Raw genomic sequence first — 25,057 nt, forward strand, 5'->3', positions numbered from 1 at the left:
CCTGTGCGCAGTGTTGCCAACCGGCAAGCGATCCGGCGAAGAATAAGTCTCGCCGATGCAATGCTTAAGAACCGATTCAGTCGCCGCTCTCGGAGGCGACGAGCGCGTCCGCGTCCAGCTGCAGCGCGTCGGTGATTTCCCTGGACAGCTGGCGCTTGACCGCAATGCGGATCAGGTCCCGCACCTCGGTGGGCAAGGCGCCCAGTTCGCCCTGCCGGTAGGCCAGGTAGAAGGTGCGGCTCACATCGACGTAAGGCCGGCCGCGCCGCACGAACGCGGACATGGGCAGCACGCGGATGTCCGGCAGGAACTGGCGCGACTGCCAGATGCACAAGGGCGTCGTCAGCGCGAACCCCATGCCGTTGGCGACCAGGCTGAGCAGCGGGTCGGTGGTGTCGAACTCGTAGGTGCGCTCGAGCATGTCGCCGCTGCGCTGCAGGTAGTCGTCGACCTGCTGGCCGATCACCGACCTGGCGCTGTAGCGAATGAACTTGAGTTGCCGCTCGAGTTCCGCGAGCGACCCGAGCGGGCCGGCATCGAATCCCGGCGGGAGCACCGCGTAGAACTTTTCCGAGAACAGCGGCGTGCGCGCAATGCCCGCGGAGCCATGCAGGCTGGTGGTGACTGCCAGGTCCAGTTGCCTGCTCTCGATGGACGCGTCGAGCGTGGGCGTGATGCCGGACCACAGCCGGATCTGGTGCGACGAACCCGACAGGCCCTTGATGAGCATTGGCCCGACCGTGGCCGCGAACGAGTCGACGCATCCGATGCGCACGGTCATGCGCTTGGCGCGGCTGACGCTGCGCACGCTCTCCACCAGCTGGTCGGCCTGCGTCAGCAGTTCCTTCGCGTGTTCGAACAGCCGCTGCCCCGCGGCCGTGGGCTGCGCGGGGCGCGTGGTGCGGTCCAGCAGGGCGGTGTCGAAGAAGGTCTCCAGCTGCTTGATGCGCTGGGACACGGCGGCCTGCGAAATCTTCAGGAGCTGTGCCGCGTCGGACACGCTGCCCGACTCGATCACCGCGATCCAGCTGACAAGCAGATCCCAGTCGGGCAGACCTTTCTTGCTGTTGGAATTCATAGGGGGTGCCGGCAAGGACGAAAGATCGAACGCTTGCATTCGGTCGTCGAAAGAAGCTGTCTTTCTCATTACAGCATAGCCCCCTGGCGCGCGAGCCGGTGAATCAGCGGCCCGCGGGAGCGCTGGACTGCACCTGCGCCACGGCCGCCGCCAGCATGCGGGCCAGCAGCGGTTGCACCTTGGCCGCGGTGTCGGCACGGTACTCGAACGGCGCCTCTTCGTTCATGTACAGGCTCTGGCACATCTCCAGCTGAATGGCATGCACGCCCGATGCGGGCTGCCCGTACGAGCGGGTGATGTAGCCGCCCTTGAAGCGGCCGTTCACCACATGCGTGAACGGCGAGCCCTGGTCGGCGGCCGGCCGCAGCGCCGCCTCGAGCACATCGGCGGCGCAGGACGCGCCATCGTTCGTGCCCACGTTCAGGTCGGGCAGCTTTCCGTCGAACAGCCGCGGGAGCACGCTGGCGATGGAATGCGCTTCCCACAGCAGCACCTGCCCATGCAGGGCGCGAAGCCGGTCCAGCTCCGCCCGCAGCGCGTCGTGGTAGGGCTGCCAGTACACCGCGCGGCGGCGCTGGACCTCGGCATCGGTGGGCGCGCGGCCGGGCAGGTAGAGCGGCTCGCCGCGAAAGCTCTCGGTCGGGCACAGGCCGGTGGTGGTCTGGCCCGGGTACAGGCTTTCGCCGCCCGGCGGCCGGTTGAGGTCGATCACGTAGCGCGACACGCGCGCACCGATCACCGAGGCGCCCATGTCCCTGGCGAACCCGTACAGCGTGTCGAGGTGCCAGTCGGTGTCGCGCACGCCGAGCGCTTCGGGCGTCAGGTCGCGCCGCACCTCCTCGGGCAATGCCATGCCCAGGTGTGGAATGGAGACCAGCAGCGGCGCGTGGCCCTGCACGAGATGGAATGCGTTCGACGTCATGGGAAGAAAGGAGGGGAGAGGGGCATGGAGGGGCGCGCGGCGGTGGCACATCGTGGGTTGTGCCGGCGATGCGGGCGACAACTCAAGCGGGGCTGATGCTGAAAATCAGTTCCCCCAATGCCCAGCGGGAAATGGAGAGCGGCTTTTACGCTCCGGCTCATCCGTTTATCTTGTCAGGACTGTGGAATGAAAACCTATGACGCGATCGTGATCGGCGCCGGTGTGATCGGCACCTCGGTCGCCTACCATCTCGCCCGCCTTGGCTGCACCAACGTTCTGGTGCTGGACCGCACGCAGATCGGTGCCGGCACCACCTCGCAGTCCAGCGGCATCCTGCGCACGCACTATTCCGTGATCGAGAACGTGCGCCTGGCACAGACGTCCTGGCGCATCTTCAACGACTTCGCCAACTACCTGGGCGACGACGAGGCATCGGCGGGCCTGGTGAAGTCGGGCTACCTGATCGCGGCGCCCGAAGGCCCGAAGCTGAGCCCGCTGCGCGCCGCGCTCGACGCACAGCGCGCGCAGGGCATCCAGGTCGACCTGCTCGACGCGCAGCAGGCCGCGAGCCTGCTGCCGATCGCCCGCTTCGACGATGCCGCGCTGATCGGCTACGAACCCGAAGCCGGCTTTGCCGACGCCTACCTGGTGGCGACCAGCTTCGCCCGCACGGCTCGCCGCCTGGGCGTGAAGATCATGGAAGGCGTGGAGGTGCACAGCCTGGTCGTCGAGAACGGCCGCGTCGCCGGCGTCGAGACCTCGCAGGGCCGGTTCACCGCGCCCACGGTGGTCAGCGTGCAGAACATCTGGTCCACCGACATCGAGCGCTGGACCGGCATCCGGAGCCCGGTGAAGGCGGAGCGCCACGCGGTGCTCGCCCTCGAAGGGCCCGAGGCCTACACCTTCAAGATGCCGGTCTACAAGGACCTGGGCTCGCCGGGCATGCTGTACTGCCGCAGCTACGGCGGCAACCAGATGCTGGTGAGCGAGGGCATCGTCGGCGAAACGCTGGACAGCCCCGACAACGAGCAGGGCGACATCAGCATGGACTACATGGTCGAGGTCGGCGAACAGGTGGCCGGGCGCTTCCCGAGCTTCGAGACCGCCGGTGTCGCCTCGTCGTGGACGGGCGTGTACGACGTCACGCCCGACTGGAACCCGGTGCTGGGGCGGTTGCCGGAGCTGCCGGGCCTGGTGGTCGGCTACGGCTTCTCGGGCCACGGCTTCAAGCTGTCGCCGGCTGTGGGACTGGTGCTCGCGCAATCGGCGCTGGGGCTGAAGACCGAGGTCGACATCGAGCCCTACGCCCTCGAGCGTTTTCGCACCGGCGGGTTGCTGACCGGAAAGTACGGGCTCGGCGCGGTGTCCTGACGCGTGACCCGTTTCGACCTTGCCCGGTTGCCCGCCACGCCTTGGCGCAACGGCGGCGGCTGGACGCGGGAAATCGGTGCGGGTGTCTTCCTCTCATCGGTCGGCGAGGCTCGCGCCGACCTGGATTGGGACTGGCGCCTGAGCGTCGCGTCCATCGCGAAGGACGGCGCGTTCTCGACGTTCGCGGGCATCGACCGCGTCGCCGTGCTGGTCGACGGCGCCGTCACGTTGCAGTCCGGGGCGGCCATGCTGTCGTGGTGCTCACAGGGCGATGCACATGCGTTCGCGGGCGAGGCACCGTTCGACGCCCGGCTCCAGGCCGGCCCCGCGCGCTTCTTCAATGTGATGACGCGGCGCGCGAACGCCCGCGCTGAAGTCCGCGTGCATCGCCAGGGGTTTCGGCTGGCGGCGACGGGTGCGGCGCAGGTGTGCCTGCTGGTGCTGAAGGGGCGCTTTCGCGTCGTCACCCCTTCCGGTGAACAGCCACTCGACGCGGCGCACGGGCTGATCGGCGAACCTCCAGCGGAAGCACTGGAGATCCGGATGCTCGGCGAGGCCGGATGCATCGCGCAGGTGCAGCTGTTGCGCTGATGCGCGGCGCCGCACGCCGGCCGTCGCGCCTCAGTGCGACTGCTTCGGCAGGTTCAGGCTCTTCAACATCGGCACCCAGCGCTCGAACTCCGTCTGCACGAACTTCGCCAGCTCTTCCGGCGTGCCGCCGCGCGGCTCCATGCCCATGGCGCGTGCGCGGGTCACGAAGTCGGGCTGCGCGATGACTTCGTTCACGACCTTGTTGAGACGGCGGATCGAATCGGCCGGCGTGCCCGAGGGCACCGAGAGCGAATACCACAGCACCGCCTCGAAGTCGTAGCCCTGCTCCTTGAAGGTCGGTGCGTCGGGCACCTGCGGCAGCCGCTTGCTGTCCATCACGCCCAGCACGCGCAGCTTGCCCGCCTGGATCAGCGACAGCGAACCCGTGAGCGAGGTGCCGTGGATGTCGATGGTGTTGCTCAGCAGCGCCTGCACGGCCGGCGCGTCGCCGTTGAAGGGCACGTGCGTGGTGCTGAAGCCCTGGGTCTTCTCGAAGCTCAGCGGCGCCAGGTTGGTGAGGATGGCCTCGCCCGGCGAACCGCGGTTGATCTTGCCGGGGTTGGCCTTGGCGTAGGACACCAGTTCCTTGATGTTCTTGTACGGCAGGTCGGTGCGCCCGACGATGATCGCGGGCTGGTAGCCGATCTGCGTGACGGGCGCGAAGTCCTTCTTCGGGTCGTAGGGCAGCTTGTCGTACAGCACGGTGTTGTTGGCCAGCGTGCCGAGCGAGGAGACCAGCACCGTGAGGCCGTCGGGGCGGGAGCGGGCCACGTAGTCGGCGGCCACGATGCCGCTCGCGCCGGGCTTGTTCTCCACGATGATCTGCGTGCCCTTCTTGGCGAGCTCGGAGGCCAGCAGGCGCACGTACTGGTCGGTGCCGCCGCCGGCCGCGAAGGGCACGACCATGCGGATGGGTTGCTGTGCCTGCGCCGAGCCCGCACCCGACATCAAGGCCAGCCCGAGCAACAGCGGGGCGATGAGTTTTCGATGAATCACTTTGTCTCCGATCTCTTTTCAAAGGGTCGATGGCGCCGGGCCAGTACCGTCGAGCCAGTCTATCGACGGGGTTGCATCAACGTGCTGCAAGGTGTGAAAAGCTGCTTTGTAGGTTTGACGCCGGTGCGGGCGGGTTCACCCCCTTGACGACGCGGGCCTCATGCAGTGCTTCGATCTCCGCGGCGCCGTAGCCGGCCTCGCGCAGGATCTCTTCCGTGTGCGCGCCGTGCGCCGGCGCCGCCTGGGTGGCGCGGCGCGGCGTGTCGCACAGTTCGTAGGGCAGGCCGAAGCTGGCGTAGCCCGGGACGTCGCCGTTGGGCGCGGCCTCGATGACCATGCGGCTGGCGCGGAAGTCGGCGCCCGCCAGCGCGTCGGCGTAGCTGCGCACCACGCCCACCACGATGCTGTGGCGCGTGAGCAGGTCCACGCATTCGCCGGTGCCGTAGTGCGCGAGCCGCTCGCTCACGGCCGCCTTCATGGCCGGGCGGTGCTGCACGCGCAGCTCGTTGGTGAGAAAGCGCGGGTCCGCAGCCAGCGCGGGGCAGCCGATGGTCTCGCACAGCCGCACCCAGTGCGCCTGCACGTAGGCCGAGATCACGACCATGCCGTCGCGCGTGTGAAAGATGTCGGCCGCCGGCGCGTTCATCGGCTGGCCGTCGCCGCTGCGCGTGGGCTCCACGCCGCGCACCAGGTAGTCGCTCCAGTTGGCCAGCTGCAGGTTCAGCGCCACCTCCAGCAGCGACACGCGGATGGTCTCGCCGTGCCCCGTGCGCTCGCGGCGGAACAGCGCGGCCAGGATGGCCTGCGTCGCCACCTGCACGGTGGCCGTGTCGATGATGGTGGCGCCCACCTTCTGCGGCAGGCCCTGCGGCTCGCCGGTCATGGACATGAGGCCGCTCTCGGCCTGCGCCGCGATGTCGTAGCCGGGCCGGTCGCGCGAGGGCGCGTCCGCCGGGAAGCCGCTGATCGACACGTGAACGAGCCCCGGGTGCGCCGCGCGCAGTGCCTGCGCGCCCAGGCCCAGCGCGTCGGCGGCGCCCGGGCGCAGGTTCTGCACGACCACGTCGGCGCCGGCGATCAGCCGGCGCGCGACCTCCAGGCCGCGCGGCTGGCGCAGGTCGAGCGCAATCGACTTCTTGCTGCGGTTGTAGGCGCGCAGCATCGCGTGGCCGAAGTGGCCCGTGTGGCGCGACATGTCGCCTTCCATCGATTCGATCTTCAGCATCTCGGCGCCGAGATCGCCCAGCGACATCGCCGTGCCGGGGCCCGCGATGTAGTTGCCGAGCTCGACGACGCGGATGCCCTGCAGGGGCGGGGGAGCGGTGGGTTGGGTCATCGGCCGGACTCTAGGAGCGCGCGGGCGCCATGGGAAAGCACGATGCGCAAAGCTGCTTTGCACGATGCGCCACCGGCCGCGCGCCGTCTGTCGCCACACTGCGGTCCCATGGACGCATGGACTGTTCGAGAGCTCGGCACGACCCGGGATTTGCTGGGCGAAAGCCCCTGCTGGGACGCGCGCGCTGCGGGTGCCGCGGGCACCGTGGGCGCGGTCTGCTGGATCGATTCGCTCGCCGGCACGCTGTACCGCCACTGGCCGGACACCGGGGAATCGGAGCGACACAGCCTGCCCGCCCCCGTCGGATCGATCGCGCTGTGCGCGAGCGACGCGGTGCTGGTGGCGCTGAAGCACGGCTTCGCGCGCTACGACCTGGGCACGCGCACGCTGCGGACGCTTGCGTCCATCGACACCGACCACCCGGACGTGCGCCTCAACGATGGCAAGTGCGACCCGTGGGGCAACTTCGTGGCGGGCACATTGCATGTGCACCGCCAGCCCGGCGAGCCCATCGGCGGCGGGCTGTACCGCTTGCGGCCCGGCGGCGAGGTCGAGCTGCTGGCGCAAGGCTTCTCGCTGACCAACGGCCCCTGCTTCAGCCCGGACGGCCGGACCTTCTACGTGGCCGACAGCCCGCTGCGCACGATCTGGGCCTACGACTACTCACCCACGGGGCCGCTCGCCAACAAGCGCGCCTTCGCGCAGACCGAAAGCTTCGCCTCCGGCCCCGACGGCGCGACCGTGGACGCCGAGGGCTTCGTGTGGAGCGTGCTGCCGCGCGTCGGCAAGATGGCGCGCTTCGCGCCCGACGGCCGCGTGGAACGGGTCATCGCGCTGCCCGCCACGCACCCGACCAGCCTGTGTTTCGGCGGGGCGCAGCTCGACAAAGCCTTCGTCACCTCGCTCTCGAAAAGCACGAACCTCTCGGGCGACCGCCCGCAGGACGGCGCGTTGTTCGAGCTGAGCGGCTTGCCCGCGCCCGGGCTGCCGCCGCACCGCTTCGGCGGCTGAAGCGCTCCTTCAGGCTTTCCAGGGCCTCAGGCGCTGTCGTTCTCGCGCAGCGCCTCGGCCATGAAGTCGACGAAGGCGCGCACCTTCAGCGGCAGCGTGCGGCTCTGGCGGAACACCGCGTAGACGCCGTTCGAAAACGCGCGCACCGCAAAGCGGTACTCGGGCAGCAGCCGCACCAGCGTGCCGTCCTGGATGCCGCTGCGCACCGTGGGCTCCGACAGCAGCGCAATGCCCATGCCGCCGATGGCTGCCAGCCGCAGCAGCTCGCCGTTGTTGGAGTTCAGCACGCCCTGGATCGCCAGCTCCTGCTGCACGCCCTGCTCGTCGATGTACTTCCACGTGACCGCCTCGTGCTCGCGCTTGTAGGTGAGGCAGCGCACCTGCATCAGGTCGTTCGGGTGCCGGATGCGCTTGTGCACGTTCATGAAGGCGGGGCTCGCCACCAGCACCTCGTCGCTGCTGAGCAGCCGCTTGATGACGAAGTTCGAGTCGTTCGACTCGCCGGTGCGGATGTCGATGTCGAAGTTCTGCTCCACCAGGTTCACAGGGTGCTCCGACAGCTCCAGCTCCAGCTGGATGTCGGGGTGGCGCTGCGCGAAGCCCGGCAGCAGCGGCCCGATGACGCGCAGGCCGATCTGCGTGCGCGAGTGGATGCGCAGGCGCCCTTCGGGCAGCAGCTTCGAGTTGCGGGCCGCTTCCTCGGCCCGCGCCATGGCCTCCAGCACCACCTCGGCGTGCTCCAGGAAGGCCTGGCCGGCCTCGGTGACCTTCAGGTTGCGGCTGGTGCGGTCGACCAGCTGCACGCCGAGTTCTTCTTCCAGCGCGCTGATGCGCCGCGAGATGGTGGCGGGCGACAGGCTCAGGCTGCGGCCGGCCGCGGAGAGGCTGCCCTTCCTCTGGACGATCACGAAGATCCGCAGCGAATCGAGGGCCTTCATTTCAATAAGCGCAAAGAAGCTGTGCGAAGCATGGTGAGCCGGGCGGGTGCCCCGCTCCTACGATCAAAGCACGTAACCAAGCCTACAAGGAGACCAGCGATGGATTTCGGAATCTTCATATTGATGCAGCAGCGAAACAAGCACAAGACGTCCCACCAGATCCTGCGCGACGCCGTGGAGCAGACGCGCGTGGCCGACGAGCTGGGCTTCGGTGCCGCGTGGTACGCCGAGCACCATTTCAGCAACTACGGCCTGTGCTCGTCGCCGCTGACCATGATCGCGCATTGCGCCGCGGTCACCCGCAACATCCGGCTGGGAACCGGCATTGTCGTCGCACCGCTGTACCAGCCCGCGCGCCTCATCGCCGACGTGGCCATGGTCGACCAGCTGTCCAACGGCCGGCTCAACCTGGGCATCGGCTCGGGCTACCAGCATTTCGAATTCGAGCGCTTCGGTGTCTCGCTGGACACCGCCAAGGCACGCACGCTGGAAATGCTCGACATGCTCGAGCTGGGCCTGAAGCAGCCCAAGTTCAGCTACGACGGCGAGTTCTACCAGCAGCCCATGAGCGCCATCAGCCAGCGCGCGGTGCAGCAGCCGATGCCGCCCATGTGGATCACCAGCGTCGACCCGACCTTCGTGACGCGCGCGGTGCGCGGCGGCCACCACGTGTTCGTCTCGGGCGGCGACGGCGGCGTGGAAAAGCTGCGCCAGACCCGCAACCTGATCGACAAGGTCGCGCTCGCCGAAGGCAAGGACCCGGCCCAGATCAAGGTCGGCGTGCTGCGCGCGGCCTACGCCAGCGACAACAAGGACGAGGTGGAGCGCTACCTCGACTGCGCCCGCTTCCAGCGCCGCATTGCCGTGAGCCTGAAGCGCCGCACCGCGCAGGTGGCCGACGACTACCAGGTCGAGGAGAACACGGTCGAAGGCGAATCCAGCCTCGAGGAAATGCGCGCCAACCTGCCGGTGGGCTCGGTGGACCAGGTGATCGAGCGCGTGGTGAAGGAAATCCGCACGCTCAAGCCCTGCCACTACGCGTTCCAGACGCAGATGGGCGACTTCGACCACCCGACCATGCTGCGCCAGCTGGAGCTGTGGGCCAAGGTGATCATGCCCGCCGTGCAGCGCGAGATTGCCAACGACCCGCCGCACGTGGCGCAGGTCCAGCCCGAACTCGCCGCGGCCTGAAGCGGCGCCGGCCCAGTGACTCACCCGAGGGGAAAGCCATGACCCATGCCGTTTCCGACGTGGCCCGCGACGAGCCCGCCGCGCAGGTCGCACCGATCGAGCCGACGCTGTTTCGCCAGCTGCTCGGCTGCTTCCCGACCGGCGTGGCCGTCATCACGACGCGCGACGCCGGCGGGCGCCCGGTCGGGCTGACCTGCAACTCGTTCAGCTCGGTGTCGCTGGAGCCACCGCTGGTGCTGTTCAGCCTGCGCAAGGCCAGCAGCCTGCTGGGCACCTTCCGCGCGGCCGAGGGCTTCGCCATCAACATCCTGTCGCAGCGCCAGGACGCGCTGTCGGGCCGCTTCGCCTCCAGCAAGATCGCCGACAAGTTCGAGGGCGTGGCCTGGCGCGCCGGCCCGCTGGGCATGCCGGTGATCGACGACTGCCTGGCCAGCTTCGAGTGCAGCGTGCACGCCTGCCACGAGGCGGGCGACCACCACGTCTTCATCGGCGAGGTGAAGCACATGGGCGGCGGCGGCGCCGACCACGCGCTGGTGTTCTACAAGGGCGCCTACATGATGCTGGCGGAGTCGCTGCGCACGCTGGTCGTGCAGGGGCGGCTGGGCTCGGCTGACCTGGACGAGGCCTACCGCACGCTGTACGGCACGCTGCTGCGCCTGGCCAGCGAGCGCGCCACCGACGCCGAGCTCGACGCGATCGAGATGGCGGTGGACGACATCGAGCGCCACCAGGGCAGCGACACGCTCGCGCAACGCATCGAGTCGGCCAGCCGCTTCTTCTGCGCCATTGCCGACGCGGGCCACAACGAGGCCCTGACGCTCATGGCGCAGACCATGACCACCATCCTGCGCGAACGCATGACCCACGTCATTCCCGTGCTGCCGCGCCCCGACCTGTTCCCGCTGCGGCGCGAGGTGGTGCAGTGCCTGCGCCGGCGCGACGCCGGCGGCGCCGTGGCCGCGCTGGACGAGCTGATCACCAAGCTGCGCAAGGACGCACCCGTGCAGGCCGCGGCCGCCTAGCGACGCCAGGCCCCCGATGCGCCGCCGCCGGCGGCGCATCGACGAAATCGATGGCGCGGCAAGCGCTGCGCCCGGACCACAGGACAGGAGACAACATGTCGAACACCGACACCCCGAACGACACCGGCACCGATGCCGGCGCGCAAGCCGACGCCTACGCCGGCTTTCGCCGCGAGCTGGAAGACTTCGCGCGCAGCGCATGCCCGCCCGAGATCCGCGCCGTCGTGGCCGCGGGCCAGAAAGTCACCAAGCGCGAGTACCTCGGCTGGCAGCAGATCCTCACCGCCAAGGGCTGGGGCGCGCCCAGCTGGCCGCGCGAGCACGGCGGCACCGGCTGGGACATCACGCAGCGGCTGGTCTTCGAGGAGGTGATGGCCGAGTCCGACTGCCCGCCGCTGTACCACCACGGCCTGGGCCACATCGGCCCGGTGATCATCCGCTTCGGCACGCCCGAGCAGAAGGCGCGCTTCCTGCCGCGCATCCTGGACGGCGCCGACTGGTGGTGCCAGGGCTACAGCGAGCCGAACTCGGGCTCCGACCTGGCCTCGCTCACCACCAGCGCGCGGCTGGACGGAAACGAGTACGTCATCAACGGCCAGAAGATCTGGACCTCGCACGCGCACGAAGCCAACATGATCTACATGCTGGTGCGCACCTCGAAAGAGGCCAAGAAGCAGGACGGCATCTCGCTGATCCTGGTGCCCATGGACACGCCCGGCATCACCGTGCGGCCCATCCACACCATCGACGGCTGGCACCACCTCAACGAGGTGTTTTTCGACGAGGTGCGCGTGCGCGCCGACAACCTCATCGGCGAAGTCGGCAAGGGCTGGACCTGCGCCAAGTTCCTGCTCGAGCGCGAGCGCCTGCCCCCGGCCAACGTGGCGCGGCTGGAGCTGGTGCGCCGGCAGGTCACGCGCGTGGTCGAGGAGGCCGCCAAGGCGGCCGCCGGCAAGCGCGACTTCAGCAGCCTGCGCTACCGCCTGCTGCTGGCCGAGGCCGACGTGAAGGGCGCGCGCGTGCTGCTCGCCAACGCCACCGACGACCTGAAGAACCAGCGCCCGCTGGGCGTGCAGCCGTCGGTCATCAAGCTGATGTGCAGCGACGTGGCGCAGCGCCTGACCACCATCGCGCTCGACGCGGTGGGGCCCGATGCGGCGCACCGCTTCCTGGTCGACCAGGGAGAGGGTGAGCCGGGCGCCGCCTGGGTGCAGAACTACCTGTTCACCCGCGCCCGCACCATCGCCGGCGGTACGTCGGAAGTGCAGCGCACCGTCGTTGCCAATGAATTGCTGGGAGCCTGAAAAGTGTCGATGTCATTCACCCCCCTGTTTCCCGGCATGCTGCTGGACGCCGCCGCGCGCTTCGCGCAGGACAACGAGAACACCAAGGACTTCGCCGGCACCGACCCCGTGCGCGAGATGGGCTGGACCTGCACGCTGGTGCCCGAAGCGGCCGGCGGCGTCGGCGGCACGCTGGGCGACCTGGCCTCCATCGTCGTCGGGCTGGCCGCGCACGGCGTGCACCTGCCCGTGGTGGAAACCTGCGCGGTCGCGCCGCTGCTGCTGCAGGCGGCTGGCGCCGACATTTCCGCGCGCTGGCTCGAGGCGGTGTGCGAAGGCAGCGCGAAGATCGCGCCGCTGACGGCGCTCTCGGCCTCGCTGGACGACATCGCCGTCACGGCGAAGCAGCTGGACATCGGCTACGCCTTCACCGGCGAGGTGAAGGGCGTGGACGTGTCGCTCGCGGCCACGCACTACATCGTGCCCGCCGTGCTGCAGGGCAGCGATGAAACGGCGCTGTTCCTGGTCGACCTCGAGCACATGCCCGCGCCCGCGGCCACCTACCGCACGATGGAAGGCCGGCGCAGCGCCGACTTCAGGCTCGACGGCGTCACGGTGCCGGCGGTGGCCTGCATCGCACGCGGCGCCGCGGCCGACGCGGCCATCGAACAGGCCGACAACGCCGCGCTGCTGCTCACCGCGGCCGACACCGTGGCCGCGCTCACCACGCTGATCGAGCAGACCGTGAAGCACCTGCAGGAGCGCCGCCAGTTCGGCGTGGCGCTGGCGTCGTTCCAGGTGCTGCGGCACCGCACGGCGGACATGTACGTGCGCTACCTCTGCGCCAAGGGCCTGATGCTGCATGCGTTCCAGGAGCACGAGCGGGGTGCCGCCAACCTGCGCCGCACGTTGCGCCTGATGAAGGTCGCGCTGGCCGAGACGGCTCGGCTGTGCGCCGAAGGCGCCATCCAGATGCACGGCGGCATGGGCGTCAGCGAAGAGGTGCTGGCCACCCGCATGGCGCAGCGCCTGCTGGCCTCCGAGTTCCGCTACGGCGACCGCATGACGCATGCGTCGCGCCTGCTCTATTCCCCCGCCGAAGCGGCCGTTGCGCAGGCAACCGCTGGCGGCATGTCCCCCGTCTCCAGGAGTTCGTCATGAGCGTCAGTCTTGAAGTTTCCGAGTTCGTCGCCGTCGTGCGGCTGGACAAGCCGCCCGTCAACGCCCTGAGCCGCGAGACCCGCCATCGCCTGATCCAGGTGTTCGACGAGGTCTCCGAGCGCGACGACATCCGCGTGGCCATCCTCACCGGCACCGGCAAGTTCTTCTGTTCCGGCGCCGACCTGAAGGACCGCCCCTCGGCCGACAAGCCCGGCGACTTCCTGGACCACAACCGCTGGACCCGCGAGACCGGCAACGCCATCCGCGAGTGCGCCAAGCCCGTCATCGCGGCCGTCAACGGCCCGGCGCTGGGCGCGGGCTTCGGCCTGATGGCCGCGTGCGACATCTTCCTGGCGTCCGACGATGCGAGCTTCGCCATGCCGGAGATCAACGTGGGCCTGGCCGGCGGCGTCTCGATGCTGCGGACCATGTTCGGGCGCTCGTTCACGCGCCACATGTTCTTCACCGGCATGCGCGTGCCGGCCGCCGAGCTGTACCGCCGCGGCGTGCTCGACGAGGTGGTGCCCGCGGACGAGCTCATGCCCACCGCCCTGCGCCTCGCGCAGGAGATGGCTTCCAAGAGCCCGATTGCGCTGGCCTATGCCAAGCAGGCCGCCAACATGATGGACGTGATGCCGCAGCGCGACGGCTACCGCTTCGAGCAGAACATCACCATGGCGCTGTCGCGCACCGAGGACGCCAAGGAAGCGCGCCAGGCCTTCCTGGAAAAGCGCCCGCCCGTGTTCAAGGGGCGCTGAGCGATGGCCACAGGTGTCCAAGTAGACGTTGAAGTTGGCAGGGGTTTGGAGGCGCTCTTCAAGCCGCGCTCGATCGCGATCTTCGGCGCGTCCGACGACGTGACCAAGATCGGCGGGCGGCCGCTGCAGTTCCTGCAGAAGTACGGCTACCGCGGCGCGATCTACCCGGTCAACCGCAAGGGCGGCACGGTGCAGTCGCTCCCCGCCTATGCGAACGTGGCCGAGCTGCCGTCGGTGCCCGACCTGGCCGTGATGGCGGTGCCGCCCGACGCGGTGCTCGAGGCGGTGAAGGACTGCGCCGCGCGCGGCGTGCGCGCGGCCGTCATCCTGTCGTCCGGCTTCTCGGAGATGGGCGAAAAAGGCAGCCGCCTGCAGGCGGCCATCGGCGAGGTTGCGAGGGCGTCGGGCATGCGCGTGGTGGGGCCGAACTGCCTGGGCTCCATCGGCGTGGCGGACAAGAGCATCGCCACGTTCTCGGTGGCGCTGGAGTCGGCCTTTCCGGCCGCGGGCCCCGTGGGCATCGTGTCGCAGAGCGGCAACCTCGGCAGCTACACGATGCGCCTGGCCGCCGAGCGCGGCATCGGCATCAGCCGCCTGCTGACCACGGGCAACGAATGCGACGTGGACATTGCCGACGGCATCGCCTCGCTGGCAACCGATGCGGCCACCTCGGTCATCCTGTGCTGCATGGAAACCTGCCGCGACGCGCCCAAGCTGGTGCGCGCACTGGGCATGGCGCGCGAGGCCGGCAAGCCGGTGGTCGTGCTGAAGGTGGGTGTGTCGTTGGCGGGCAGCGAAGCGGCGGCCTCGCACACCGGCGCGCTCGCGGGTTCGGACGCCGTGTTCGACGTGGTGCTGCGCAATGCCGGCGCCATTCGCGTGCCCAGCATCGAGCAGTTGCTCGAGGTGGGCCATGCCGTGTCGGTGGTCGGCACGGCGCGCGCGCCCAAGGGCAACCGCGTGGCGCTGGTCACCGCATCCGGCGGCTTCGGCGTGCTGATGGCCGACGCGGCCAGCGCGCAGGGGCTGGAACTGCCGAAGCTCTCCGCGGCCACGCAGCAGCGCATCGTGGCGGCGCTGCCGTACGCATCGCCGGGCAACCCGGTCGACATGACGGCCCAGGTGTCGAGCCGGCCCGAGCTGCTGGTGCAGGTGCTGTCGGCGGTGGCGGAAGACGCCAGCTGCGACGCGGTGATCCTGCAGTCGGCCTACGCCTTCCAGATGCCGCGCCTGCGCGACGTGTACATCGCCGCGCTGGAAGAGGTGCGCCGCGCGCACCCGTCGCGGCTCATCCTGCTGTGCTGCAAGGCGCCGCGCGAGACCATCGCGCAACTCAACGAGATGGGCCTGCCGACGGTGGAGACCATCGACGCCGCGTGCGCCACGCTGGCGGCGCTGGTGCGCCTGGGCACGCGCGGCGAGCAGGTGCAGGCGCCGACGGCATCGCCTTCGCCCGAAGCGCTGCCGCCCGAGGCCTTTGCCAACGAAGCGAGCGCCAAGGCCGTGCTCGCGCAGGCCGGCATTCCGGTGCTGAGAGAAGTCACGGCCAGCGGCTGGAACGAGGCACTGGCGGCCGCGCGCGACATCGGATTTCCGCTGGTGCTGAAGATCGTCTCGCCCGACATCGCGCACAAGACCGAGGTCGGCGGCGTGGTGGTCGGCGTGCGTTCGGAGGCGCAGCTGCGCGAAGCGTACGACGCCATGCTGGCCCGCGTGGCGCAGAAGGCGCCGCGGGCGCGCATCGCCGGCGTGCTGGTCGCGCAGATGGCGCAGGGCGGCACCGAGCTGATCCTCGGCACCACGAAGGACCCGGTCTTCGGCCCGGTCGTGATGGTGGGCCTGGGCGGCATCTTTGCCGAGGTGCTGCGCGACGTGGCGCTGCAGGTGGCACCCGTGACCGAGGCGCAGGCGATGCAGATGCTGCGCTCGCTCAAGGCCTTCGCGCTGCTGGACGGCGCGCGCGGCCGGCCGAAGGCCGACGTGGCGGCCGCGGCGCGCGCCGTGGCGGCGCTGTCGCAGTTCGCCGCGCGGCATGCGCAGAGCGTCTGCGAGATCGACATCAACCCGCTGGTGGTCCTGGACCACGGGCAAGGTGCCTTCGCGCTCGACGCGCTGCTGGTGCCCGAAACGAAAGACAAGCCATGAATGCACCTCTGTCCCTCGAAGGCCGCGTGGCCTTCATCAGCGGCGCGGGCCACGGCATCGGCCGCGCCACCGCGCTGGCCTTCGCCCGCCTGGGCGCGACGGTCGGCGTGAACGACCTCAAGGCCGAGTTCGTGGAAGACACCGTCGCCGAAATCCACCGGCTCGGCGGCAAGGCCGTGGCGGTGCCGCAGGACGTGTCGAGCCGGGACGGCATGCGCCTGGCCGTGCAGCGCCTGCACGCCGAAGCCGGCCGGCTCGACGTGATGGTCAACAACGCGGCCTGGGTGCGCTACCAGCCGTTGATGGAAGTCACGCCCGAGGTGATGGACCGCATGGTCGACATCGGCTTCAAGTCGGTGATCTGGGGCATCCAGGCCGCGGCCGAGGTCATGGACCCGGAACGCGGCGGCTCCATCGTCAACGTGGCCTCCATCGCGGGCTTCAAGTCGCCCGCGCGTTCGGTGGTGTACAGCGGCCTGAAGGCCGGCGTGCTCGGCATCACCCGCGCCGCGGCGGCCGACCTGGGCGCGCGGGGCATCCGCGTGAACGCCGTGGCACCCGGCGCCGTGCCGACCGAAGGCACGGCCAAGCACCGCAATGCCGAGCTCGACGCCAGGCGCATTGCACGTACGCCGCTGGGCCGCCTCGGCACGGTGGAAGACATTGCGGACGCCATCTGCTTCCTGGCCGGCGACGGCTCGCGCTTCGTCAATGCCGAGGTGATCCGCCTGGACGGCGGTGCGTCGGAGACCTCGCTGTGAGCACCGAAGGCACTCCTGTCGACCCTTCGCCGCTGCGCCTGCAGAACGTCTACGTGGTCGCGCAACGCCCGGCCGAGCTGCATGCCTTCTACGAATCGGCGCTGGGCCTGAAGCTCAAGTTCCGCGACAAGGACCGTTGGTTCCAGTACGGCGTGGGCAACACCAGCGTGGCGCTGGCCTGCACCGAAGAAGCCGCACCGGCCGCGTCGGGCCTGGTGATGGTGTTCGAGGTGAGCGACTTCGCCGGCGCGCAGGAGCGCATCACCGGCGCGGGCGGCGAAGTCATCGGCACGCGCGACATGGGCTCGCACGGCGCGGTGATGTCGCTGCGCGACCCCGAAGGCAACGTGGTGCAGCTGTTCAAGCGCGCCGCGGCCCCGGCGGCATGAACCCGCGCGCACCGCTGCAGGCGCTGCTCGACCGCGAGGCCATTCGCGAGTGCCTGTTCCGCTATTGCCGCGGCATCGACCGCGTCGACGAGGAGGCGCTGCGCTCGGCCTACTGGGAAGACGCCACCGACTGCCACGGCGCGTGGAACGGCAGCGCCGACGGCTTCATCACGCAGGCGCTGCAGCGGCTGCGCCAGGGCGGGCGGCGCGTGCACCAGGTGAACAACATCTCGATCGAGCTGCACGGCAGCACGGCCGCGGTGGAAAGCGGCTTCTTCGCGCTGCAGGCGCCGGCCGACGCGCCCGCCAGGCGCACCTTGCTGTGCGGGCGCTACCTCGACCGCTTCGAGCGCCGTCTGGGCGAGTGGCGCATTGCCGCGCGCACCGTGGTGTACGACTGGATCGAGGAGCGCGAGCGGCCGGAGCTCGTGCGCAGCGACGCCGTGCTGTTCGGCGCGCGCCAGCCGGTGGGCTGCGCGGCGCCGCACGACATGCTGTATGCGTTGCTGCGCGATGTACGCGATGCAGGTGCAGCGGACAACGGAACGAACACATGATCAGAGACCGAGAAAAGTTCCAGGCCCTGCTTGGCACCGTGCGCCGCTTCGTGCAGGACGAATGCCGCCCGGTCGAAGCACAGGTCGACACCGACGACGAGATTCCCGAGCCGCTGGTGCAGCGCATGCGCGACATCGGCCTGTTCGGCCACAGCATTCCCGAAGACTTCGGCGGCGCCGGCCTGACCACGGAAGAACTCACGCTGGTGAACCTCGAGGTCTCGCAGGTCGCCACCGCGTTCCGTGCGCGCTTCGGCGGCAACACCGGCATCGCCTCCGAATCGCTCGTGGTCGACGGCACGCCGGCGCAGCAACGCCACTACCTGCCGCGCCTGGCCAGCGGCGAGCTGACCGGCTGCTTCGCGCTCACCGAGCCCGAGGCCGGCTCGGACGCGACGGCGCAGAAGACGGTGGCGGTGCGCGATGGCGACAGCTTCGTCATCACGGGGCAGAAGTGCTTCATCACCAACGCGCCGATCGCGAACCTGTTCACCGTGTTCGCGCGGACTGACATGAGTGCCAAGGGTGCTGCGGGCATCAGCGCCTTCCTGGTCGAACGAGGCGCGCCGGGCCTGTCGACCTCGCAGCCTTACCGCAAGATGGGCCAGCACGGCTCGCCGGTGGGCGAGGTCACGCTGGAGCGGGTGCGCGTGCCGGCGTCTGCCATCGTGGGCGGCGTGGAAGGGCAGGGCTTTCGCACGGCCATGAAGACGCTGAACAAGCAGCGCATCAACCTGGCCGCGCTGTGCATCGGCCCGGCGATCCGGCTGGTGGAAGAGATGGCCCGGCAGGCGCAGTCGCGCCGGCAGTTCGGCCAGCCCATCGGCGAGTTCCAGCTGGTGCAGCAGATGATCGCCGAGAGCAACACCGAGGTGCATGCGGCGCGCGCGCTCGTGCTCGAAACGGCGCGCCAGCGCGACGACGGCATCGACGTGACCATGGAGGCGTCGATGTGCAAGCTCTTCGCCTCCGAGATGTGCGGCCGCGTCGCCGACCGGGCCGTGCAGGTCTTCGGTGGCAGCGGCTTCATCGCCGGCAACGTGGCCGAGCGCTTCTACCGCGACGTGCGGCTGTTCCGGCTCTACGAGGGCACCAGCCAGATCCACCTGGTCAACATCGCGAAGCGCACGCTGGCGCTGGCCGCGAAGGACGCCGCGGCATCCTGAGAACGCAGGGGAGCGCTCAGGCCGTTGCGAGCGGCATCGGCAGCTTGCGGTCGAGCAGCGCTTGCACGCCGCGCAACGCCTCGGCCAGCACCTCGGCGCCCAATACCGTGCGCTGCAGCGGGAAGAAGTGCAGGTCGCGGATGCCGATGGTGCGGAACACCGCCTCGAGGTAGGGCGTGAGGAAGTCGGGCTGCAGCGTGCCTTCGCCCGTGTAGCCGCCGCCCGACGCCACCGCGATGTAGACCGGGCGGTCCGCGAGCAGTCCGACCTTGCCCTCGGCCGAGAAGCCGAAGCTGCGGTGTGCGCGCAGCACATGGTCGATCCAGGCCTTCAGCACCGACGGCACCGTGTAGTTGTGCATCGGCGTGCCGATGACGAGTGCGTCGGCCGCCTCGAGCTCGCAGATGAGCCGCTCGGACTGCGCCAGCGAGCCGGGCCGCTCGCAGGCGTCGGGCCGCAGCGGCCATGAGCCCGCCAGCGTGTGGCCGTAGGTTTCGTCCACGTGCGGCAAGCCGATGGCGCCGAAGTCGCGCCGCACCACGGCCGCATTCGGGTCGCGCGCCAGCAGCCGCTCGACGATGCGCTGCGAGAAGTTCACGCTGAACGACGCATTGCCGCGCGGGCTGGCCGTGATGTGCAGGATGCTGCCGATCGCCTTCATCGCGCGGCTCCCTGCAGCACCTTGCTGAAGCGCATGGCGCCGGTCAGCATGCCCTGGCGGAAATAGAAGCGCTGGGCCAGCGCGTTCGACAGGCCGGTGTCGAGCACCAGCTTCATGCAGCCGGCCTCCTCGGCGATGCGCGTGGTGGCGTCGATGAGGCGCGCGCCCCACTCGCCGCCGCGCTCGCTCTCGAGCGTGACGAGGTCGTCGACGTACAGGAAGCGCCCGTAGACCAGGTTTTCCTGCAGGCGGTAGCCGGCCAGCGCGATGACCTCTTCGCCGCGCCATGCGGCAAGGATGCGGTAGCCGTCCTCGCGCATGCGGTGCACGCGCTGCGCCATGTCCTGCGCGCTCTGCAGGTGCGGGCGCAGCTGGTGCATGGCGCTCCAGCAGGCCTGCAGTTCGGCCTCGCTCTCGGCGTGGCGGATGGCGAAGCCGGCTGGCATCGTCGGTGTGGCGTTCATTCCTTGTCCTTGGTCAGATGGCATCAAGGAATTCTGGCGATGAAGAGGCCCAGGCGACAGGCCCAAGAAATGCATTTTGGACTGGGCCATGCAGGCCGCTGCATGGCGTTGTCGAGCGCGCCCCGGCACGTCGGCCTGGCCGTTCGATGCCATGAGGCCGCGCACCGGTTCCCGCAACGGCAGGTGAAATTGTCCGACACCGAGCGTGCGCAGCGCCGCCCAGATTGAAGGTTCGCGATCTTCCAACCCATGAACCGTTCAAGGAGCTTTCGATGATCCGCAAACTCGCTTCAGGCGAATACCGCCTCTACGCCCGCAAGGTCGATCCCAAGACCCACAAGCGCCGCAACCTCGGCACCTTCGACTCGCTCGCGCAAGCGCAGCAGCACGAACGGGAAGTCCAGTATTTCAAGCGCCACTGACGACGGCCCCGTACCAACCCAGGAGAACACACATGAGCACCACCGCCCCCAACCCCGGCGTGTTTGCGTTTCCCACATCGGCCCATCATCCGGCCGCGTCGCCCGAACGCACGAAGCCCGTCACCGAGACGCCGACCGAGCCGGCCATCGACCACGGGCTGGAGGAGTCGTTTCCGGCCAGCGACCCGGTGTCGGTCAGCGTGAGCAAGGCCGTGCATCCCGCGTCCCATGGCTCGCAGGGCTTGCGCGATGCCGCGCCGGCCAGGCGGTCGTGGCGCTCCGCGGTGCCCAAGGCGGTCGGCGCCGGCGTGCTGGCTGGCGGCGCGGCGCTGGCCGTGGGCTATGCGCTCACGAAGCTTCGGCGCGTGCACTGACCGGGCGGTCCGCGGCGAGGCGAGACATTGACTTCGCCCCGGAGCATGCCCTTGACCTCAACCACCACCCTGCCCACCGCAGCGCCCGAACCTGACCCGCGACCCGCATCGACGCTGGCGAAGCTCCTGCGCCTGTGCAAGGACGCGGTGATGGCGTGGATCGACGACTTCGCGCCCAGCATGGGCGCGGCGATCTCGTACTACACGATGTTCTCGCTCGCGCCGCTGCTGGTCATCGTCATCGCCGTGGCGGGTGCGCTCTTCGGCGCCGAGGCGGTACAGGGGCAGATCGCCGCGCAGCTGTCCGGCCTGATCGGGCAGGAGGGCGCGCTGGCCGTGCAAGGCCTGATTCGCAGCGCCAGCGAGCCATCGCGCGGGCTCATCGCCGGCGCCATCAGCATCTGCGTGCTGGTCGTCGGCGCGACCACGGTCTTTGCCGAACTGCAGAGCGCGCTCGACCGCATCTGGCACGTGCCCGAGCGTGTGAAGCCCAAGGGCGTGTGGGGCGTGCTGCGCGCGCGGGTGCTGTCGTTCGGGCTGATCCTGGGGCTCGCGTTCCTGCTGATGGTGTCGCTGATCGTCAGCGCCGCGCTGGCGGCCTTCGGCAGCTGGAGCACCGGCCTCTTTCCGGGCTGGGAGCTGCTGCTGCAGTCGATCAACGTGCTGGTGTCGCTGGCCATCCTCACGCTGCTGTTCGCGATGATCTTCAAGTTCATGCCGAGCGCGCCCATCGCGTGGCACGACGTGTGGATCGGCGCCGTCGTCACCGCGGTGCTGTTCGAGGTCGGCAAGGTGCTGATCGGGCTCTACCTGGGCAAGAGCGGCGTGACCGAGTCGTTCGCGGCGGCCGGTTCGCTCGTGGTGCTGCTGGCCTGGGTGTACTACGCGGCGCAGATCTTCCTGCTGGGCGCGGAGTTCACCAAGGTCTACGCGAGCACGCACGGCTCGGTGGCCGCGGCCAAGGCCCAGGCCGCCACGGACAAGACCGCGCGGCAGGCCGAGGCGGGGACCGATGCCGTGGGCCGGCCGGCGCCGGGCAGTGACGCGAAGCTGCGGAAGACGCAGCGCCTCGTGGAACGTCGCACGCGCACGGCGGTGTCGGCGCTGGCGCGCCAGCTGATGGTGCTGGCGGTGGTGAGCGTGGCCAGCAGGATGCTTTCCCGCCGCAAGCGGCGCGTCCGCCCCCGGCAGGCGGTATGAGAGAGCTGGTAGGCGCCGCTTATTTCAGCGGCGCGTGGTCGGCCATCACGGCGAGCGTCTCGATGAGGCGCGCCTCGAAACCCCTGGACGGGTCGGTGAAGGCCTCGCAGGCCAGCAGTGCGAGTGCGAGCACGATCGGCACCGCCGACCAGCCCATGGCGCGCCGCTCTGTACTCACTTCTTCGCGTGGATCTTCCGCATGGATGGTGTTCATCGCCGAAGCCTTTCAACCCTGTGGTCCAAGGCTGCGCCTGCGGCCGCGGTGCGTCTGTAGGACGGCTTCCGCAACGCGATGATCGAAAGAGGTAGGCCACCCCGCGAATGATCTGCGGCTATTGCTTTTGTCTACGCCGCTTGATGGAAGTGGGCATCAGGTGGGAATTTCTTGCGGCGTTGAACAGCAAAGCCGTGCGGCTCGTTCGCTGCTGTCGTGCACGTTGTGCGTGCAGTCATGCGTCCATGAAGGCAAATGCCGCGCCGCAGGATTGCGCTTACACACGCTGCGATGCTTGTCTCACCGCTGCGCTCCTGAGCGGGCCTAGGCTGAAATCCTGTTCTGCAAACATCCAATCCAATCCACCCAGCAGACAGAGACAGTCAAAGCCAAGGAGGCCGACATGACCACGAAGAGACGCAGCGTCGATTCCCCCGGCAGCCCTTCCAAGACCGCCGAGCCCAAGACCGGCATGAACCCCGACGGGCGCACGCCCGCCGAGTTGCCCAGCGACCCGAAAGCCGCACCGGCGCCAGCCGAGCCGAAAAAGGCCGGGCACTGAGGCCGGCACGAAGCCGGCATGCGGCCCGCCCGGAAGCGGGCGTTACGCATGCCCGGAAGCGGGCGTGCCGCATGCCCGAGCGCGTCAGAACCCGTAGTACTTGTTGACGCTGCTGGTGTAGCTGTCGTCATAGGCCGGCACGCTGGCGTTGGCATACTTCGGCGCGCCTTCGAGCGTGGCCTTGTCCAGCGGCACGACGTAGCCGTCCTGCGCGGTGTCGTACTTCAGCACGTTCCAGGGAATGGGGTAGCGGTCGGTGCCGATGCCCAGGAAGCCGCCGAACTCGAGCACCGCGTAGCGCACCTGCCCGGTGAGCTTGTCGATCATCAGGTCGTCGATGGTTCCGAGCTTGTCGCCGGCCGCGTTGTACACGCTGGTGCCCTCCACCCGGTCCGAAGAAATCACATTTGCCGAGATCGCCATGGCTGTCTCCTTGCCGGCACGTCTGGGAGGCGCCGACCTTGCATCAAAGCCCAGGACCGGAGGTTTCTCGCGCATGGCGGCGGGGCCTGATCGGCGATGCGCGACTTGCGCTGTAGGGATTCTTCCCGGCGTGATTCGAGAGGCGCGAAGGGAGGCGAAGAAGAGGCGAAGGAATGGCGAAGGAAGGGCGAAGGAAGGGCGAAGGAAGGGCGAAGGAAGGGCGAAGGAAGGGCGAAGGAATGGCGGGAAGAGAGGCGTGACTGCGTCAGCCGGCCGGGCGTTCCCGTTCCTCCGTCCACCACCTCGACAAGGCGGTGAGCCCGCCGATGTTGCCGATCATCTCTTCCATGATCGCGCGGGTGGCCGGCGTGTCGGCCATCCAGCCGGTGGACACCGCGTGCTGTGCGGTGTCCGCGGCGAGCCGATATTCCCAACAGAGCCGGACCTCTTTCGTCGTGCGCATGGCACGAGCTTAAAGCCGATCCGTGACGCCGCCGGCCGGCGCCTCTGTCGTCGTACGGGCCTGCTTACTTGTCGTGGTGCAGGTAGGAGGCCTGCTTCGGCAGCAGCAGGCTCACCAGGAACGCGAGGGCCATCATGCCGGTCACGTACCAGTAGAAGTAGGACTCGTGGCCGATCGACTTCAGGCCCAGCGCCACGTACTCGGCGCTGCCGCCGAAGATGGCGTTGCCCACCGCGTACGACAGGCCCACGCCCAGCGCGCGGATTTCGGGCGGGAACATCTCGGCCTTCACGATGCCGCTGATCGAGGTGTAGAAGCTCACCACCGCCAGCGCCAGGGTGATCAGCACGCCGGCCATCAGCGGGCTGCCCACGTTCTGCAGGTTGCTGAGCACGGGCACCGTCATCAGCGCGCCCAGCGCGCCGAACAGCAGCATGTTGGTGCGGCGGCCGATGCGGTCGGACAGCGCGCCGAACACCGGCTGCATGCACATGTAGATGAACAGGCAGGCCGTCATCACGTTGCTGGCGGTCTTGATCGACATGCCGGCCGAGTTCACCAGGTACTTCTGCATGTACGTGGTGAAGGTGTAGAAGATCAGCGAGCCGCCGGCCGTGTAGCCCAGCACCACGAGGAACGCGCGCTTGTGGTGGGTGAACAGCTCGCGCATGGTGCCGGCGCCCTTGGCGGCACGGGTCTTGTTGCTGGCGGTCTCGGTCAGCGTGCGGCGCAGCATCAGCGCGACCACCGCGGCCAGGGCGCCCAGCACGAAGGGAATGCGCCAGCCCCAGCTCTTGAGCTCGGTGTCGTCCAGCAGCTGCTGCAGCACCACCACGACCACCACGGCCAGCAACTGGCCGCCGATCAGCGTGACGTACTGGAACGACGAGAAGAAGCCGCGCTGTCCGCGCATGGCCACTTCGCTCATGTAGGTGGCGGTGGTGCCGTACTCGCCACCGACCGACAGGCCCTGCAGCAGCCGCGCGGCCAGCAGCAGCGCGGGCGCGGCGGCGCCGATCTGCGCATAGGTGGGCAGGCAGGCAATGATCAACGAGCCCACGCACATCATGGTGACCGAGACCACCATCGAGGTCTTGCGGCCCTTGCGGTCGGCCAGCCGGCCGAACAGCCAGCCGCCCACCGGGCGCATCAGGAAGCCGGCGGCGAACACGCCGGCGGTGTTGAGCAGCTGCACGGTCGGGTCCGACTTGGGGAAGAACGCCGGCGCGAAATAGATCGCGCAGAAGGCGTAGACGTAGAAGTCGAACCATTCCACGAGGTTGCCGGACGAAGCGGCAAAGATGGCGAAGATGCGCTTGCGCTTCTCTTCGAAGGTGTAGGGCGTGTGGTTGTCGGCGTCGGAGGCTGCCGTGGTGGCGCCGCCGGCATTGGCGAGGGTGGTCATTTTGGGGGAGTCCTTGTCGTCTTGCCGTCGAGTCTGTCCGGCAGGCGCCGCGCTGTCGTCCGTAGCCGCCCGCCGCGCGGCTACGTATCGGTACGCAAGGGTAAATACCTAGAAAGACTTACAGAACGTCTCCTGGACCCAGTCTGAGCGCTGGTTTGTCATTCAGCTGAATTGCACTGACGCCCTTGCCACT

At 69.1% G+C, this 25,057-nt stretch carries 28 protein-coding genes; 17 read left to right on the forward strand and 11 right to left on the reverse strand.

Features of this window, described 5'->3' with window-relative positions:
* Positions 1–76: 76 nt before the first annotated feature.
* Positions 77–1,078: a LysR family transcriptional regulator gene (locus BM004_RS23075; RefSeq protein ID WP_093130119.1), complete on the reverse strand. Its 1,002-nt coding sequence runs from the start codon at positions 1,076–1,078 to the stop codon at positions 77–79.
* Between the two features lie 103 nt (positions 1,079–1,181).
* On the reverse strand, positions 1,182–2,000 hold the full coding sequence (hutG, locus tag BM004_RS23080) for an N-formylglutamate deformylase (protein ID WP_093217117.1): 819 nt from the start codon (positions 1,998–2,000) through the stop codon (positions 1,182–1,184).
* A gap of 186 nt (positions 2,001–2,186) precedes the next feature.
* On the opposite strand from hutG, the gene BM004_RS23085 reads away from it, so the two are divergent.
* Together BM004_RS23085 and BM004_RS23090 are read left to right on the forward strand one after the other, a co-directional pair.
* The gene (locus BM004_RS23085; protein WP_093217119.1) at positions 2,187–3,371 is read left to right on the forward strand and encodes an NAD(P)/FAD-dependent oxidoreductase; all 1,185 of its coding nucleotides are present in this window, start codon (positions 2,187–2,189) and stop codon (positions 3,369–3,371) included.
* Positions 3,372–3,374: 3 nt separating this feature from the next.
* On the forward strand, positions 3,375–3,962 hold the full coding sequence (locus BM004_RS23090) for a HutD/Ves family protein (protein WP_093217122.1): 588 nt from the start codon (positions 3,375–3,377) through the stop codon (positions 3,960–3,962).
* 30 nt (positions 3,963–3,992) lie between these two features.
* Here the strand turns inward: BM004_RS23090 and BM004_RS23095 are convergent, their stop codons facing one another.
* Together BM004_RS23095 and BM004_RS23100 are read right to left on the reverse strand one after the other, a co-directional pair.
* Positions 3,993–4,958: a Bug family tripartite tricarboxylate transporter substrate binding protein gene (locus BM004_RS23095; protein WP_093217124.1), complete on the reverse strand. Its 966-nt coding sequence runs from the start codon at positions 4,956–4,958 to the stop codon at positions 3,993–3,995.
* Between the two features lie 76 nt (positions 4,959–5,034).
* On the reverse strand, positions 5,035–6,294 hold the full coding sequence (locus tag BM004_RS23100) for a CaiB/BaiF CoA transferase family protein (RefSeq protein ID WP_093217128.1): 1,260 nt from the start codon (positions 6,292–6,294) through the stop codon (positions 5,035–5,037).
* A gap of 108 nt (positions 6,295–6,402) precedes the next feature.
* Here BM004_RS23100 and BM004_RS23105 point away from each other — a divergent pair, with 108 nt between their 5' ends.
* A complete protein-coding gene (locus BM004_RS23105; protein ID WP_093217130.1) occupies positions 6,403–7,305 on the forward strand; it encodes an SMP-30/gluconolactonase/LRE family protein in 903 nt (300 codons plus the stop codon).
* A 26-nt stretch (positions 7,306–7,331) separates the two neighbouring features.
* On the opposite strand, the gene BM004_RS23110 is transcribed toward BM004_RS23105, so the two are convergent.
* Positions 7,332–8,243 (reverse strand): LysR family transcriptional regulator, encoded by a 912-nt coding sequence (locus tag BM004_RS23110; RefSeq protein WP_093130112.1) that lies wholly within the window; start codon positions 8,241–8,243, stop codon positions 7,332–7,334.
* Between the two features lie 99 nt (positions 8,244–8,342).
* On the opposite strand from BM004_RS23110, the gene BM004_RS23115 reads away from it, so the two are divergent.
* From BM004_RS23115 to BM004_RS23160, 10 genes are all read left to right on the forward strand, one after another.
* Positions 8,343–9,434, forward strand: coding sequence for an LLM class flavin-dependent oxidoreductase (locus BM004_RS23115; RefSeq protein WP_093130111.1), 1,092 nt, complete (start codon positions 8,343–8,345; stop codon positions 9,432–9,434).
* 38 nt (positions 9,435–9,472) lie between these two features.
* Entirely contained in the window at positions 9,473–10,456 is a 984-nt protein-coding gene (locus tag BM004_RS23120) for a flavin reductase (RefSeq protein WP_093217133.1), read from the forward strand.
* 95 nt (positions 10,457–10,551) lie between these two features.
* Complete coding sequence (locus tag BM004_RS23125; protein ID WP_093217135.1) at positions 10,552–11,760, forward strand: acyl-CoA dehydrogenase family protein; 1,209 nt, start codon at positions 10,552–10,554, stop codon at positions 11,758–11,760.
* Positions 11,761–11,769: 9 nt separating this feature from the next.
* Positions 11,770–12,900: an acyl-CoA dehydrogenase family protein gene (locus tag BM004_RS23130; protein WP_177206578.1), complete on the forward strand. Its 1,131-nt coding sequence runs from the start codon at positions 11,770–11,772 to the stop codon at positions 12,898–12,900.
* Positions 12,897–13,658, forward strand: coding sequence for an enoyl-CoA hydratase/isomerase family protein (locus BM004_RS23135; RefSeq protein WP_093217138.1), 762 nt, complete (start codon positions 12,897–12,899; stop codon positions 13,656–13,658). The genes BM004_RS23130 and BM004_RS23135 overlap by 4 nt, the downstream gene beginning before the upstream one ends.
* Positions 13,659–13,661: 3 nt before the next feature.
* Positions 13,662–15,803, forward strand: a complete 2,142-nt coding sequence (locus BM004_RS23140) for an acetate--CoA ligase family protein (RefSeq protein WP_093217140.1) — start codon at positions 13,662–13,664, stop codon at positions 15,801–15,803.
* On the forward strand, positions 15,800–16,564 hold the full coding sequence (locus BM004_RS23145; protein WP_093130105.1) for an SDR family NAD(P)-dependent oxidoreductase: 765 nt from the start codon (positions 15,800–15,802) through the stop codon (positions 16,562–16,564). Before BM004_RS23140 ends, BM004_RS23145 begins: the two co-directional genes overlap by 4 nt.
* The gene (locus BM004_RS23150) at positions 16,561–16,953 is read left to right on the forward strand and encodes a VOC family protein (RefSeq protein ID WP_093130104.1); all 393 of its coding nucleotides are present in this window, start codon (positions 16,561–16,563) and stop codon (positions 16,951–16,953) included. The genes BM004_RS23145 and BM004_RS23150 overlap by 4 nt, the downstream gene beginning before the upstream one ends.
* Positions 16,950–17,510 (forward strand): nuclear transport factor 2 family protein, encoded by a 561-nt coding sequence (locus BM004_RS23155; protein WP_093217143.1) that lies wholly within the window; start codon positions 16,950–16,952, stop codon positions 17,508–17,510. The genes BM004_RS23150 and BM004_RS23155 overlap by 4 nt, the downstream gene beginning before the upstream one ends.
* On the forward strand, positions 17,507–18,676 hold the full coding sequence (locus tag BM004_RS23160; protein ID WP_093217145.1) for an acyl-CoA dehydrogenase family protein: 1,170 nt from the start codon (positions 17,507–17,509) through the stop codon (positions 18,674–18,676). Before BM004_RS23155 ends, BM004_RS23160 begins: the two co-directional genes overlap by 4 nt.
* A 16-nt stretch (positions 18,677–18,692) precedes the next feature.
* Here the strand turns inward: BM004_RS23160 and BM004_RS23165 are convergent, their stop codons facing one another.
* Together BM004_RS23165 and BM004_RS23170 are read right to left on the reverse strand one after the other, a co-directional pair.
* Positions 18,693–19,337 (reverse strand): FMN-dependent NADH-azoreductase, encoded by a 645-nt coding sequence (locus BM004_RS23165; protein WP_093217148.1) that lies wholly within the window; start codon positions 19,335–19,337, stop codon positions 18,693–18,695.
* Positions 19,334–19,801, reverse strand: a complete 468-nt coding sequence (locus BM004_RS23170) for a GNAT family N-acetyltransferase (protein ID WP_093217151.1) — start codon at positions 19,799–19,801, stop codon at positions 19,334–19,336. Before BM004_RS23170 ends, BM004_RS23165 begins: the two co-directional genes overlap by 4 nt.
* Before the next feature lie 272 nt (positions 19,802–20,073).
* Between BM004_RS23170 and BM004_RS23175 the strand changes: the two genes are divergently transcribed.
* Genes BM004_RS23175 through BM004_RS23185 form a run of 3 tightly spaced genes read left to right on the forward strand, consistent with a single transcriptional unit; the run spans position 20,074 to position 21,797 of the window.
* A complete protein-coding gene (locus BM004_RS23175) occupies positions 20,074–20,223 on the forward strand; it encodes a hypothetical protein (RefSeq protein WP_093130100.1) in 150 nt (49 codons plus the stop codon).
* A gap of 32 nt (positions 20,224–20,255) precedes the next feature.
* A complete protein-coding gene (locus BM004_RS41495; protein WP_177206579.1) occupies positions 20,256–20,597 on the forward strand; it encodes a hypothetical protein in 342 nt (113 codons plus the stop codon).
* A gap of 51 nt (positions 20,598–20,648) precedes the next feature.
* Positions 20,649–21,797 carry a YihY/virulence factor BrkB family protein gene (locus tag BM004_RS23185; protein ID WP_256220003.1) on the forward strand — a complete coding sequence of 383 codons (1,149 nt, stop codon included), beginning with the start codon at positions 20,649–20,651 and terminating at the stop codon, positions 21,795–21,797.
* 19 nt (positions 21,798–21,816) lie between these two features.
* Here the strand turns inward: BM004_RS23185 and BM004_RS23190 are convergent, their stop codons facing one another.
* Positions 21,817–22,011 (reverse strand): hypothetical protein, encoded by a 195-nt coding sequence (locus BM004_RS23190; RefSeq protein ID WP_093130098.1) that lies wholly within the window; start codon positions 22,009–22,011, stop codon positions 21,817–21,819.
* Between the two features lie 403 nt (positions 22,012–22,414).
* On the opposite strand from BM004_RS23190, the gene BM004_RS41500 reads away from it, so the two are divergent.
* Entirely contained in the window at positions 22,415–22,573 is a 159-nt protein-coding gene (locus BM004_RS41500) for a hypothetical protein (RefSeq protein ID WP_177206580.1), read from the forward strand.
* Between the two features lie 84 nt (positions 22,574–22,657).
* On the opposite strand, the gene BM004_RS23200 is transcribed toward BM004_RS41500, so the two are convergent.
* The 3 genes from BM004_RS23200 to BM004_RS23210 all read right to left on the reverse strand — a co-directional run bounded on the left by BM004_RS23200 (position 22,658) and on the right by BM004_RS23210 (position 24,864).
* Positions 22,658–22,996: a PRC-barrel domain-containing protein gene (locus BM004_RS23200; protein ID WP_093217158.1), complete on the reverse strand. Its 339-nt coding sequence runs from the start codon at positions 22,994–22,996 to the stop codon at positions 22,658–22,660.
* 265 nt (positions 22,997–23,261) lie between these two features.
* A complete protein-coding gene (locus BM004_RS23205; protein ID WP_093217161.1) occupies positions 23,262–23,459 on the reverse strand; it encodes a hypothetical protein in 198 nt (65 codons plus the stop codon).
* 64 nt (positions 23,460–23,523) lie between these two features.
* Entirely contained in the window at positions 23,524–24,864 is a 1,341-nt protein-coding gene (locus BM004_RS23210; RefSeq protein ID WP_093130095.1) for an MFS family transporter, read from the reverse strand.
* Positions 24,865–25,057 lie beyond the last annotated feature (193 nt).

The organism is Variovorax sp. OK212, assembly GCF_900112425.1.
Classification (GTDB): domain Bacteria; phylum Pseudomonadota; class Gammaproteobacteria; order Burkholderiales; family Burkholderiaceae_C; genus Variovorax.

Coding starts and splice junctions, on each gene's coding strand:
- BM004_RS23075 (WP_093130119.1), bottom strand. CDS start 1,078: ATGAATTCCAACAGCAAGAAAGGTCTGCCCGACTGGGATCTGCTTGTC.
- hutG (WP_093217117.1), bottom strand. CDS start 2,000: ATGACGTCGAACGCATTCCATCTCGTGCAGGGCCACGCGCCGCTGCTG.
- BM004_RS23085 (WP_093217119.1), top strand. CDS start 2,187: ATGAAAACCTATGACGCGATCGTGATCGGCGCCGGTGTGATCGGCACC.
- BM004_RS23100 (WP_093217128.1), bottom strand. CDS start 6,294: ATGACCCAACCCACCGCTCCCCCGCCCCTGCAGGGCATCCGCGTCGTC.
- BM004_RS23105 (WP_093217130.1), top strand. CDS start 6,403: ATGGACGCATGGACTGTTCGAGAGCTCGGCACGACCCGGGATTTGCTG.
- BM004_RS23110 (WP_093130112.1), bottom strand. CDS start 8,243: ATGAAGGCCCTCGATTCGCTGCGGATCTTCGTGATCGTCCAGAGGAAG.
- BM004_RS23115 (WP_093130111.1), top strand. CDS start 8,343: ATGGATTTCGGAATCTTCATATTGATGCAGCAGCGAAACAAGCACAAG.
- BM004_RS23120 (WP_093217133.1), top strand. CDS start 9,473: ATGACCCATGCCGTTTCCGACGTGGCCCGCGACGAGCCCGCCGCGCAG.
- BM004_RS23125 (WP_093217135.1), top strand. CDS start 10,552: ATGTCGAACACCGACACCCCGAACGACACCGGCACCGATGCCGGCGCG.
- BM004_RS23130 (WP_177206578.1), top strand. CDS start 11,770: ATGTCATTCACCCCCCTGTTTCCCGGCATGCTGCTGGACGCCGCCGCG.
- BM004_RS23135 (WP_093217138.1), top strand. CDS start 12,897: ATGAGCGTCAGTCTTGAAGTTTCCGAGTTCGTCGCCGTCGTGCGGCTG.
- BM004_RS23140 (WP_093217140.1), top strand. CDS start 13,662: ATGGCCACAGGTGTCCAAGTAGACGTTGAAGTTGGCAGGGGTTTGGAG.
- BM004_RS23145 (WP_093130105.1), top strand. CDS start 15,800: ATGAATGCACCTCTGTCCCTCGAAGGCCGCGTGGCCTTCATCAGCGGC.
- BM004_RS23155 (WP_093217143.1), top strand. CDS start 16,950: ATGAACCCGCGCGCACCGCTGCAGGCGCTGCTCGACCGCGAGGCCATT.
- BM004_RS23160 (WP_093217145.1), top strand. CDS start 17,507: ATGATCAGAGACCGAGAAAAGTTCCAGGCCCTGCTTGGCACCGTGCGC.
- BM004_RS23165 (WP_093217148.1), bottom strand. CDS start 19,337: ATGAAGGCGATCGGCAGCATCCTGCACATCACGGCCAGCCCGCGCGGC.
- BM004_RS23170 (WP_093217151.1), bottom strand. CDS start 19,801: ATGAACGCCACACCGACGATGCCAGCCGGCTTCGCCATCCGCCACGCC.
- BM004_RS23175 (WP_093130100.1), top strand. CDS start 20,074: ATGATCCGCAAACTCGCTTCAGGCGAATACCGCCTCTACGCCCGCAAG.
- BM004_RS41495 (WP_177206579.1), top strand. CDS start 20,256: ATGAGCACCACCGCCCCCAACCCCGGCGTGTTTGCGTTTCCCACATCG.
- BM004_RS23190 (WP_093130098.1), bottom strand. CDS start 22,011: ATGAACACCATCCATGCGGAAGATCCACGCGAAGAAGTGAGTACAGAG.
- BM004_RS41500 (WP_177206580.1), top strand. CDS start 22,415: ATGACCACGAAGAGACGCAGCGTCGATTCCCCCGGCAGCCCTTCCAAG.
- BM004_RS23200 (WP_093217158.1), bottom strand. CDS start 22,996: ATGGCGATCTCGGCAAATGTGATTTCTTCGGACCGGGTGGAGGGCACC.
- BM004_RS23205 (WP_093217161.1), bottom strand. CDS start 23,459: ATGCGCACGACGAAAGAGGTCCGGCTCTGTTGGGAATATCGGCTCGCC.
- BM004_RS23210 (WP_093130095.1), bottom strand. CDS start 24,864: ATGACCACCCTCGCCAATGCCGGCGGCGCCACCACGGCAGCCTCCGAC.